We start from the raw sequence: 11,165 nt of genomic DNA on the forward strand, positions 1-11,165 counted from the left end.
CCGTTCCGACATTAAAAAATTCAACATTAGTCTAACGTAATATCTAAACCTAAGCCGCGCAGCTCATGTACCAGTACATTGAATGACTCAGGTACACCAGGCGTAGGCAGGTTCTCACCTTTTACGATGGCTTCATAAGTTTTAGCTCTTCCGATAACATCATCCGACTTCACAGTCAGGATCTCCTGAAGAATATTAGCAGCACCGAATGCCTCTAATGCCCAAACCTCCATCTCACCAAAACGCTGACCACCGAATTGAGCTTTACCACCCAACGGCTGTTGTGTAATTAATGAGTACGGACCGATAGAACGGGCGTGCATCTTATCATCAACCATGTGACCAAGTTTCAGCATATAGATAATACCTACTGTAGTCGGCTGATCAAATTTCTCACCTGTTAAACCGTTATGCAGATAAGTTCTACCTGAAGCTGGAACACCAGCCTTAGCAATCCATTCTTCTACCTCGTAATGTTTAGCACCATCAAAGATCGGAGTTGCAAATTTTACACCTAGTTCTTTTCCAGCCCAAGCAAGTACTGTTTCATAGATCTGACCTAAGTTCATACGTGAAGGTACACCCAGTGGGTTCAACACGATATCAACAGGAGTTCCATCATCCAGGAACGGCATATCTTCATCACGAACAATCCGGGCTACAATACCCTTATTACCGTGACGACCAGCCATCTTATCACCTACTTTTAACTTACGTTTCTTAGCTACATATACTTTAGCCATCTGAACAATACCTGAAGGCAGCTCGTCACCCACACTAATCGCAAACTTATCGCGTTTGTACGCTCCAAGTTCTTCGTTTACACGAATACCATAGTTGTGAATCAATAATTTGATCTGATCGTTTTTATCATCATCAGTTGTCCATTTGTATGGGTTGATGTGCGCAAACTCCAGGTCAGCTAAACTTTTTTGAGTGAATTTGGCGCCTTTAGGGAACAACAGTTCTTTATAGACGTTATAAATTCCCTGAGAAGTTTTACCGTTAACAATCTGGAAAAGTTTGTCAACAAGTTCATTTTTCAGGTTGGTTGTAGCCAGATTATATCTCTTATCTAATTTTTCAATCGCTGCTTTTTCTTCAGCTTTTGTAGTTTTTTTAGCTCTTGAGAATAATTTGGTATCAATTACCACACCTTTAATTGAAGGCGGAGTTTTAAGGGATGCATCTTTTACGTCACCAGCTTTGTCACCAAAGATCGCACGTAATAATTTTTCCTCCGGAGAAGGGTCAGATTCACCTTTAGGTGTGATTTTACCGATCAGAATATCACCTTCTTTTACTTCAGCTCCAACGCGAATGATACCATTCTCGTCAAGATCTTTAGTCGCTTCTTCCGAAACGTTAGGGATATCTGGTGTCAGTTCTTCCTCACCACGTTTAGTATCACGAACCTCCAGTTCAAATTCTTCAATATGAAGTGAAGTGAAAATGTCCTCACGAACGATACGCTCGCTGATTACAATCGCATCCTCAAAGTTATATCCCTGCCAAGGCATGAATGCCACTTTTAGATTACGACCAAGGGCTAATTCACCATTTTCAGTCGCATAACCTTCACAAAGCACCTGACCTTTAACAACTTTTTGGCCTTTTTTAACAATAGGTTTTAAGTTGATACAAGTGTTCTGATTGGTTTTTTTGAATTTGATTAATTTATAAGTTTTGCTATCACCTTCAAATGAAACCAGACGGTCTCCATCATTTCTGACATATTTGATTGTGATTTCATTAGCATCAACATATTCTACAACACCATCACCTTCGGCGTTGATCAGCGTTCTGGAGTCACGCGCTACACGTCCTTCCAGTCCTGTACCAACGATCGGTGCTTCAGGACGTAATAAAGGCACTGCCTGACGCTGCATGTTGGATCCCATCAGGGCTCTGTTCGCATCATCATGCTCCAAGAAAGGAATCAATGAAGCTGCAATAGAGGTAATCTGATTTGGAGCAACATCCATCAAGTCTAATTTCTCAGGCTCGATAATCGGGAAGTCACCTTCATAACGTGCTTTAACACGTGGAGTTGTAAAGTTACCTTTGTCATCATACTCAGCATTTGCCTGTGCGATAGTTTTACCATCTTCATCTTCAGCAGATAAATAGATAACGTCTTCGTCAACAGCAACAATACCATCTCTTACAATTTTGTAAGGTGTTTCTATGAAACCTAAAGTATTGATCTTGGCATGTACACACAGAGAGGAGATCAGACCAATATTTGGTCCCTCAGGAGTCTCAATCGTACATAACCTTCCATAGTGAGTATAGTGAACGTCACGTACCTCGAAACCAGCTCTCTCACGAGAAAGACCACCGGGCCCTAAGGCTGACAGACGACGCTTGTGCGTAATCTCCGCCAGTGGATTCGTTTGGTCCATAAACTGTGACAACTGGTTCGTACCAAAGAATGAATTAATAACCGACGATAAAGTACGGGCGTTAATCAAATCAGTTGGTGTGAATACCTCATTGTCACGAATGTTCATCCGTTCACGGATAGTACGTGCCATACGTGCAAGACCGACACCAAACTGAGCGTATAATTGCTCACCTACGGTACGGACACGACGGTTTGATAAATGGTCAATATCATCGACCTCTTCTTTAGAGTTGATCAGTTTAATCAGATATTTAACAATCGCAATGATATCTGCTTTTGTTAATACCTTTACGTGATCAGGAGTATCCATCTTCAACTTACGGTTGATTCTGTAACGACCTACATCACCCAGATCATAACGTTTGTCCGAGAAGAACAGACGCTCTATGATACCCCTTGCAGTTTCCTCATCAGGTGGTTCTGCATTACGCAAAGCACGGTAGATGTTTTCCACAGCCTCTTTTTCAGAGTTGGATGTATCTTTTTGTAAAGTATTATATATAATTGTATAATCTGCCTGACTTGCACCATCATCTTTAGATAAGATGATAGTTTTTACGCCGGCATCAATGATCATATCAATGTGTTCGTCTTCTAAAACAGTATCCCTGTCAAGAATCACTTCGTTACGATCAATTGAAACTACCTCACCGGTATCCTCATCAACGAAATCCTCAACCCATTTTCTCAGTACCCTTGCAGCAAGTTTACGACCGATATATTTTTTCAGACCAGATTTGCTAACCTTAACCTCATCGGCAAGATCAAACAGTTCCAGAATGTCTTTATCAGAGTCGTAACCAATTGCACGAAGCAGTGTGGTAACAGGGAACTTTTTCTTACGGTCAATATATGCATACATGACGTTATTTACGTCAGTAGCAAATTCGATCCATGATCCTTTAAAAGGAATAACACGTGCAGAATACAGTTTGGTACCGTTAGTGTGACGGCTCTGGCCGAAGAACACACCTGGTGACCTGTGCAACTGGGAAACAATAACACGTTCAGCACCATTGATCACAAATGTACCTTTAGGGGTCATATATGGAATAGTACCCAGATATACATCCTGAATAATGGTTTCAAAATCTTCGTGCTCCGCGTCGTTACAGGAAAGCTTTAATTTAGCTTTCAACGGAACACTATAAGTTAACCCACGGTCAATACACTCTGGTATATCATAACGCGGTGGATCAATAAAATAATCAAGAAACTCCAGAACAAAAATATTCCTGGAATCAGTGATTGGAAAATTTTCAGCAAATACTTTAAACAACCCTTCAGTGTGACGGTTGTCTGATGTAGTTTCTATCTGAAAAAATTCTCTGAATGATTGCAACTGTACATCAAGAAAATCGGGATAATCGATGATGTGCTTACTTCGTGCAAAATTTACTCTTTGGTCGACTTTATTTGCCAAGGTACTAAAGTTAATTTAGTTTAAGAATAAACTATTTGTTTGGTTTGCCGTGAGACATTTCACCAACCAAACTTAGATGAAATGTATATAAACAGGTATAGACTCCGACTATATAGTCGGAGTCTATGTTTAATTTATATTGAAATTAAGTGATTACTTAACCTCAACTACAGCTCCAGCTTCTTCTAATTGTTTTTTCAAAGCTTCAGCTTCGTCTTTAGTAACGCCAACTTTTAATTCTTTTGGTGCACCATCAACTAAGTCTTTTGCCTCTTTTAAGCCTAATCCAGTTAAGTCTTTAACTAACTTAACAACAGCTAATTTCTGACCACCAGCTTCTTTAAGGATTACATCAAAAGAAGTTTTTTCTTCAGCTGCAGGAGCAGCATCACCAGCAGGACCTGCAACAGCAACTGCAGCAGCAGCTGGTTCGATACCATACTCGTCTTTAAGGATTTGAGCTAATTCGTTAACTTCTTTAACTGTTAAGTTTACTAATTGCTCAGCAAACGCTTTTAAATCTGCCATTGTATAGAGTTTTTAAAATTTTACGTAAAATAATATTAATTTATAGAACTTATGAGGTGTTCCTTAACCTTCTCTTTCCTGAAGAGTTTTAACAATTCCTGCGATTTTACCGCCACTAGATTTCAATGCTGAAATAACATTTTTAGCTGGTGATTGTAACAAGCCAATGATATCTCCGATTAACTCTTCTCTTGATTTCAAGCTAACCAGGGCATCTAAATGATCATCTCCAACAAAGATAGCAGTGTCAATATAAGCTGCTTTCAATAATGGTTTGTCAGAACCTTTTCTCAAGGCTTTGATCAGCTTAGCCGGACCATTACCAGTTTTTGAGAATAATAAAGCCGACTGACCTTTTAAAGCTGCAAAGATATCTGAGTTATCGCCTTCTAATCCTTCAATCGCTTTTCTGATTAAAGTATTTTTAGCAACCTGCATTTCAATACCGCTTTCGAAACATTTGCGACGGATGTTGTTAACTTTCTCAACAGACAAGCTTGATGTATCGGCAATATAAAAATTACCAAATTCCTGCATCTTCTCTTGAAGAGCCGAAACTACTTCGTGTTTTTCTTCTCTGTTCATAATTAGATCCCTGCTACTGATTTAGTTTCGATTGCAATCCCAGGACTCATTGTAGAAGAAACATGAATGCTCTTAAAATAAGTTCCTTTAGCAGCAGATGGTTTTAGCTTAGAAATTACCTGAAGTACTTCTAATGCATTTTCATATATTTTTTCTGCTGGGAATGATACTTTTCCTACTGAAGCGTGTATAATACCACTTTTGTCAACTTTAAAATCAATTTTACCGCCTTTTACATCAGTAACTGCTTTTCCAACTTCGTTGGTTACAGTTCCTGATTTAGGGTTTGGCATAAGGTTACGTGGACCTAAAACGCGGCCCAGTTTACCTACTTTTGCCATACAAGCAGGAGTAGTGATAATAATGTCAACATCAGTCCATCCACCTTCAATCTTGGCTACATATTCGTCTAAACCTACGAAATCTGCACCTGCTGCTTTAGCTTCTTCTTCCTTATCAGGATTACAAAGTACTAAAACACGTACAGTTTTACCTGTACCATGAGGTAAAGTAGCGATACCACGTACCATTTGATTCGCTTTACGCGGATCAACACCTAAAGAGATGTCGATATCAACCGAAGCATCAAATTTGGTGGTAGTGATTTCTTTTACCAAAGCAGCCGCATCCTTTAAAGAATACGTTTTACCAGATTCTAGTTTAGCATGTGCCTTTTTTTGATTTTTTGTTAATTTAGCCACTGTTGTAAACTGTTTTTTGTTAATTAATTTGTCCAGGGTGCATCGCCGCTAACGGTGATTCCCATACTGCGTGCTGTACCGGCAACCATACTCATTGCCGATTCGATAGTGAATGCATTTAAATCAGTCATTTTATCTTCAGCAATTGACTTAACCTGATCCCAAGTCACCGAACCAACTTTCTTACGGTTGGGCTCAGCAGAACCACTCGCTAATTTAGTTGCATCTTTTAACTGGATAGCAACAGGAGGGGTTTTGATGATAAATTCGAAAGACTTGTCAGCATAAACAGTAATTACAACAGGTAATACTTTACCAGGCTTATCTTGGGTACGAGCATTAAATTGCTTGCAAAATTCCATGATATTAACACCTTTAGCACCTAATGCAGGTCCTACTGGTGGTGATGGATTTGCAGCTCCTCCTTTGATTTGTAATTTAACAAGCGCACTGACTTCTTTTGCCATTTTCTGATTTGTTAATTGTAATACTCAATGTTATAATGTTGGAAGCAAGTAACATTTAAGATTTTATAAAGGTTGAACTATTCTTTTTCAACCTGCATGTAGTTAAGTTCAAGCGGGGTTTTTCTACCGAAAATCTTAACCATAACTTTTAATTTCTTTTTCTCTTCGTTAACCTCTTCGATTACTCCGGTAAATCCGTTGAATGGACCGTCCATAACTTTGACATTTTCACCAACATAATAAGCCACATTCATGGTCTCACCCTGTTGACTCATTTCATCAACTTTACCTAAAATACGATTAACTTCAGCTTGACGCATTGGAACTGGATTCCCGCCTTTATCTCCTAGAAAACCGATAACGCTGTTTACATTTTTGATAATGTGTTCTAACTCTCCGTCCAGAGTAGCTTCGATAAGCACATAACCAGGATAGAAGTTGCGCTCTTTTGCAATTTTCTTTCCTTCTTTCATCTGGTAGTATTTCTCCATAGGTATTAAAACCTGAGGAACAAGGTGGGAGAACCCTAAACGACTAATTTCAGAATCGATGTATTGTTTAACCTTCTTCTCTTTTCCGCTAACCGCCCTAACTACATACCATTTTAACTGATCGCTCATTTACCTATTTAATTAGAAAGTGATTTATAAAAAGTATCCAACACAAATGTAGACCCTTTATCCATCGCAAAGATAACAATTGCAATGATAAACGACGCTACCAGAACCAGCACTGCAGAATTTTGCAATTCTCCCCATGTAGGCCAGGTAACCTTCTGGGTCATTTCTTCATACGATTCTTTAATAAATTGAACTACACCAGCCATATTTAAGTTTTTGCACGGGAACAAGGATTCGAACCCTGATCAAAGGTTTTGGAGACCTCTATTCTACCATTGAACTATTCCCGTGTTTAAAACAAAGTACTCAGGCTCAGCACCTGAGTACTTTGTAGTATTTTAATTAGCTTGCCTTTTGGCCTGCTTAATTATTTTACGATTTCAGTAACCTGACCAGCACCTACTGTTCTACCACCCTCACGGATAGCGAAACGTAAACCTTTTTCCATTGCGATTGCGTTGATCAATTTAACATTGATAGTAACGTTATCACCTGGCATAACCATTTCAGTTCCTTCAGCAAGAGAGATCTCACCAGTAACGTCTGTGGTACGGAAGTAGAATTGTGGACGGTATTTGTTAAAGAATGGAGTGTGACGTCCACCTTCAGCTTTTGATAATACATAGATCTCAGCAACGAAATCTGTGTGAGGAGTTACAGAACCTGGTTTACAGATAACCATACCACGACGGATATCAGTTTTCTCAATACCACGTAATAATAATCCTACGTTATCACCTGCTTCACCATAATCAAGGATCTTACGGAACATCTCAACACCTGTAACAGTTGATTTAAGATTTTCTGCACCCATACCCAAGATCTCAACTGGATCACCAGAGTTGATTACACCACGCTCAATACGACCAGTTGCAACAGTACCACGACCAGTGATCGAGAATACGTCCTCAACAGGCATCAAGAATGGAAGCTCAGTTAAACGTGGAGGAATTGGAATGTAGCTATCTACAGCATCCATTAATTCCATGATTTTACCAACCCATTTAGCATCACCATTCAAACCACCTAATGCAGATCCTTGAATAACAGGGATTTCATCACCAGGGAAGTCATAGAAAGATAATAATTCACGAACTTCCATCTCTACTAATTCAAGTAATTCAGGATCGTCAACCATATCCACTTTGTTCATGAATACTACTAATGAAGGAACACCTACCTGACGAGCTAACAAAATGTGCTCGCGAGTTTGTGGCATCGGACCATCTGTAGCAGCTACAACGATAATAGCACCATCCATTTGCGCAGCACCAGTAACCATGTTCTTTACGTAATCCGCGTGACCTGGACAGTCAACGTGTGCGTAGTGACGGCTAGCTGTTGAATACTCAACGTGTGATGTGTTAATAGTGATACCTCTTTCTTTTTCCTCTGGAGCAGAGTCAATCGAATCAAATGAACGCGCCTCAGATAAACCAGCATCAGATAACACTTTAGTGATAGCTGCTGTTAAGGTTGTTTTACCGTGGTCAACGTGACCGATTGTGCCGATGTTTAAGTGCGGCTTACTGCGGTCAAACTTTTCTTTTGCCATGTTTTTATACTTATTAGTAGGTTAACTTTTATTTTTAATTATTGTTTTGATACAATTTCAATACAAAAAACCTTGTTGATTCTGCACATTTACTAACAGATTTAACAAAGCTTTTTCATTTTTTTTCATTCCTGAGCCAACGATGGGACTTGAACCCATGACCTCTTCCTTACCAAGGAAGTGCTCTACCGCTGAGCTACGTCGGCTTATTTAATCCTTCACGACATACCGGTATGGTATTACTCGTGACCATCTTACCGACTACTCTTTGAATCAGAGCGAAAGACGAGGTTCGAACTCGCGACCTATAGCTTGGAAGGCTATCGCTCTACCAACTGAGCTACTTTCGCTTATTTAAAAGTGGGGGGAGAAGGATTCGAACCTTCGAAGTCTTGCGACAACAGAGTTACAGTCTGTCCCATTTGGCCACTCTGGTATCCCCCCATTCTCTAAATCGCCACACCTTCGTGCGGATCTAAGAGAGCCTCCTATCGGGATCGAACCAATGACCTACTGATTACAAGTCAGTTGCTCTACCAGCTGAGCTAAGGAGGCTTTTAATTATTTGTTAAACATTCACAGAACAAACCAACTCTTCAAAGCTTAACACCTGTTCTGAATTGGAATGCAAATATACAAGCATATTTTATAAATGCAAAACTATTTTCAAAAAAAAACCGGCAGTTTTAATGCTGCCGGCGTTCTTGATAAAGGCTGTTAAAATATACTCCTAATAATCAGATACTTCATTCGCATTTATTAAAACCTTATGCTCAGAAAGTTTTGCACGAGTTTTATCTTTATGTTTAGTTATTTGTTTTCTTAAGGATTCAATTGACAAATCTGTCGCTTCTTCGAAGCTTTTGCATTGCTCTTTTGCAAACAGTATTCCGCCCGGTACTATCAGTTTGATTTCACTAATTTTATTGGCTTCATCTTCTACATTTTCTAATTTAAGGTAAACTTCACCACTGATAATCTGGTCATGGAACTGATCCAGCTTGTCAACTTTTTTCTGAATGAAGTCTAGTAATTTGTGATCTGCATTGAAATGGATTGATTGAACTGTAATTTTCATTTTTTCCTCCTTTTTTATGCCTTTGGATGGGCTTGTTTATATATTGATTTTAGTCTCGCAATAGAATTATGGGTATAAACCTGAGTGGCAGCCAGACTGGCATGCCCCAATAGCTCTTTTATAGCATTTAAATCTGCCCCGCCATTCAACAGACTGGTCGCATACGAATGACGCAATACATGGGGACTTTTCTTATCCTGTGTGGATATATATGTCAAATAACGTTTCACCAGCAAGTATACAAACATCGGATACGCCGGCTTTCCTTTATCAGTAACGAATAAGGTCGTGCATTTGTTATTAAATTTCTGCAAAGATTTTTCAGTGAGATATAATTTCACCTGCAAAATCAGCGACCTGGTCATAGGTACAATTCTTACTTTACTGCGCTTACCGGTAACCCGGATTGTTTCCGTGTAGAAGTCCATATCATCATCTTGCAAACCAAGTAGTTCAGATAATCTGATTCCAGTACCAAACAGCAATTCAATAATAGTCTTATCTCTGACGCCTCCAAAACCAGACGAAAAAATATCTTCGCTATCAAGAAGGCTGTTCATCTGCGCGTCAGGAATAAACACAGGTAATCTGGATGGTATCCTAGGGGCACGAAGCAAATTTGCCGGATTCATAACCACTTCCCCACGACGCAGCAAAAACTTGTAATAACTTTTAATTACAGATAATTTTCGCCCTACCGAGCCAGGACTCGCCTGTTTTTCTACCAGGCTAACAAGATAGTCCCTGATATGTACGGCCTTCGCATCAACAGGTAATATCTCCAGTGTCTCTGAGAGATAAGTTATATATTGAAGCAGATCTGTCCGGTAAGCCAGCAATGTGTGCGGAGAGTACCGCTTTTCATGTTCAATATAGTTTAAATAGGATTCCGCTGGCATATCATCTTTTTTTTATCCCGTAGATCAATGTACAAATTATGTCCATAAAAACGAATTTATCTCCGTTAATATTAATTCTTAATTCAGAAATAAAATTGATATAAAGAAACGGTAAGTTTCATTCTGACTTTATTAAAGCCTACCCTACACTTCTAATCGGATCATCTGGTATTGTTTGTCGCCAATGCACACCTGTTTTCTGAAATCTACCAGGTTGACTTAAATTAAATGAGGTCTAAATGGGTAAACGTTAAGCCAACCCCCGGTAAAAAATGGGCTAACTAAGAGCATGGCTCTAACAAAACTCTAACGAGATACAAACAGATGCTTAAGTTGAGTTGGGTGGGTTATTCAGGTTCTGAAGCAGTGCTACTTGGTGGTTTTAGTCAAAAGCTCGTAACTAACCGACTATAATTCTCCACCTTGTGGGGTCGCTATGGATAAGTGTGGGTTTCTTGTGGGTATGGTGTGGAGTTCAGTCGAACAAGATTAAGAGAACAATCAAACGAGACCCGAACAAGACATGACCAGAAGTTTATTCACCAGGCTGTTGTCTTATCCTGAAATGGCTATACAGTTTACTGAATTAATTTTAGATAGACTATACACGCAAATTTGTTATTCCTGTATCAATTATACAAGTTGCTTTTCATTTGGTTTGCACCATTTAGGTTTCCATCTTTTTTTCAATGGCCCGTGTTTCAGGTGTGCCTGCTCTGGAGTTAGATAATCACAACTAGCATGGGGCCTTAATTGATTATAGGTTTGGATATTTTCTCTTATCTTTTGGGTAGTTTCCCTAAAACCAACTTTTGAGCTATGCAAATCAAATTCTGATTTTAGTATCCCGTTTACCCTTTCTGCAATGGCATTTTCATAAGGACTTCCATTCTCGGTCATAC

The 11,165-nt window shown here is 39.3% G+C and carries 11 protein-coding genes and 5 tRNA genes; all 16 read right to left on the reverse strand.

The window, feature by feature from the left end:
• Positions 1-26: 26 nt before the first annotated feature.
• Positions 27-3,830, reverse strand: a complete 3,804-nt coding sequence (gene rpoB / locus BM192_RS18700) for a DNA-directed RNA polymerase subunit beta (RefSeq protein WP_037443988.1) — start codon at positions 3,828-3,830, stop codon at positions 27-29.
• Positions 3,831-3,983: 153 nt separating this feature from the next.
• Positions 3,984-4,358, reverse strand: coding sequence for a 50S ribosomal protein L7/L12 (gene rplL / locus BM192_RS18705; RefSeq protein ID WP_037443985.1), 375 nt, complete (start codon positions 4,356-4,358; stop codon positions 3,984-3,986).
• Positions 4,359-4,421: 63 nt separating this feature from the next.
• Positions 4,422-4,943: a 50S ribosomal protein L10 gene (gene rplJ, locus BM192_RS18710; protein WP_037443983.1), complete on the reverse strand. Its 522-nt coding sequence runs from the start codon at positions 4,941-4,943 to the stop codon at positions 4,422-4,424.
• 2 nt (positions 4,944-4,945) lie between these two features.
• A complete protein-coding gene (rplA, locus tag BM192_RS18715) occupies positions 4,946-5,644 on the reverse strand; it encodes a 50S ribosomal protein L1 (RefSeq protein ID WP_037443981.1) in 699 nt (232 codons plus the stop codon).
• Between the two features lie 23 nt (positions 5,645-5,667).
• Positions 5,668-6,111, reverse strand: coding sequence for a 50S ribosomal protein L11 (gene rplK / locus BM192_RS18720; protein WP_037443979.1), 444 nt, complete (start codon positions 6,109-6,111; stop codon positions 5,668-5,670).
• 77 nt (positions 6,112-6,188) lie between these two features.
• The gene (gene nusG / locus BM192_RS18725) at positions 6,189-6,731 is read right to left on the reverse strand and encodes a transcription termination/antitermination protein NusG (RefSeq protein ID WP_037443977.1); all 543 of its coding nucleotides are present in this window, start codon (positions 6,729-6,731) and stop codon (positions 6,189-6,191) included.
• Between the two features lie 8 nt (positions 6,732-6,739).
• Positions 6,740-6,937, reverse strand: coding sequence for a preprotein translocase subunit SecE (gene secE, locus BM192_RS18730; protein ID WP_037443976.1), 198 nt, complete (start codon positions 6,935-6,937; stop codon positions 6,740-6,742).
• 13 nt (positions 6,938-6,950) lie between these two features.
• A tRNA-Trp gene (locus BM192_RS18735) sits at positions 6,951-7,021 on the reverse strand.
• Positions 7,022-7,098: 77 nt separating this feature from the next.
• A complete protein-coding gene (gene tuf, locus BM192_RS18740; protein WP_037443975.1) occupies positions 7,099-8,286 on the reverse strand; it encodes an elongation factor Tu in 1,188 nt (395 codons plus the stop codon).
• A gap of 134 nt (positions 8,287-8,420) precedes the next feature.
• Positions 8,421-8,492: transfer RNA gene (locus tag BM192_RS18745), tRNA-Thr, on the reverse strand.
• Between the two features lie 71 nt (positions 8,493-8,563).
• Positions 8,564-8,636: transfer RNA gene (locus BM192_RS18750), tRNA-Gly, on the reverse strand.
• An 11-nt stretch (positions 8,637-8,647) separates the two neighbouring features.
• A tRNA-Tyr gene (locus tag BM192_RS18755) sits at positions 8,648-8,730 on the reverse strand.
• 38 nt (positions 8,731-8,768) lie between these two features.
• A tRNA-Thr gene (locus BM192_RS18760) sits at positions 8,769-8,841 on the reverse strand.
• Positions 8,842-9,016: 175 nt separating this feature from the next.
• The gene (hpf, locus tag BM192_RS18765; protein ID WP_037443974.1) at positions 9,017-9,364 is read right to left on the reverse strand and encodes a ribosome hibernation-promoting factor, HPF/YfiA family; all 348 of its coding nucleotides are present in this window, start codon (positions 9,362-9,364) and stop codon (positions 9,017-9,019) included.
• Between the two features lie 14 nt (positions 9,365-9,378).
• Positions 9,379-10,263, reverse strand: coding sequence for a tyrosine-type recombinase/integrase (locus tag BM192_RS18770; RefSeq protein WP_037443971.1), 885 nt, complete (start codon positions 10,261-10,263; stop codon positions 9,379-9,381).
• Positions 10,264-10,896: 633 nt separating this feature from the next.
• Positions 10,897-11,165, reverse strand: a 269-nt coding sequence (locus BM192_RS18775; RefSeq protein WP_074964046.1) for an integrase core domain-containing protein, incomplete at its 5' end; no start/stop codon positions are given.

Source organism: Pedobacter antarcticus, from assembly GCF_900112985.1.
GTDB lineage: Bacteria > Bacteroidota > Bacteroidia > Sphingobacteriales > Sphingobacteriaceae > Pedobacter > Pedobacter antarcticus.

Bases quoted from the DNA above. Each gene is read 5' to 3' on its own strand.
- rplL (WP_037443985.1), bottom strand. From the start codon at position 4,358: ATGGCAGATTTAAAAGCGTTTGCTGAGCAATTAGTAAACTTAACAGTT.
- rplJ (WP_037443983.1), bottom strand. From the start codon at position 4,943: ATGAACAGAGAAGAAAAACACGAAGTAGTTTCGGCTCTTCAAGAGAAG.
- rplK (WP_037443979.1), bottom strand. From the start codon at position 6,111: ATGGCAAAAGAAGTCAGTGCGCTTGTTAAATTACAAATCAAAGGAGGA.
- nusG (WP_037443977.1), bottom strand. From the start codon at position 6,731: ATGAGCGATCAGTTAAAATGGTATGTAGTTAGGGCGGTTAGCGGAAAA.
- secE (WP_037443976.1), bottom strand. From the start codon at position 6,937: ATGGCTGGTGTAGTTCAATTTATTAAAGAATCGTATGAAGAAATGACC.
- tuf (WP_037443975.1), bottom strand. From the start codon at position 8,286: ATGGCAAAAGAAAAGTTTGACCGCAGTAAGCCGCACTTAAACATCGGC.
- hpf (WP_037443974.1), bottom strand. From the start codon at position 9,364: ATGAAAATTACAGTTCAATCAATCCATTTCAATGCAGATCACAAATTA.
- BM192_RS18770 (WP_037443971.1), bottom strand. From the start codon at position 10,263: ATGCCAGCGGAATCCTATTTAAACTATATTGAACATGAAAAGCGGTAC.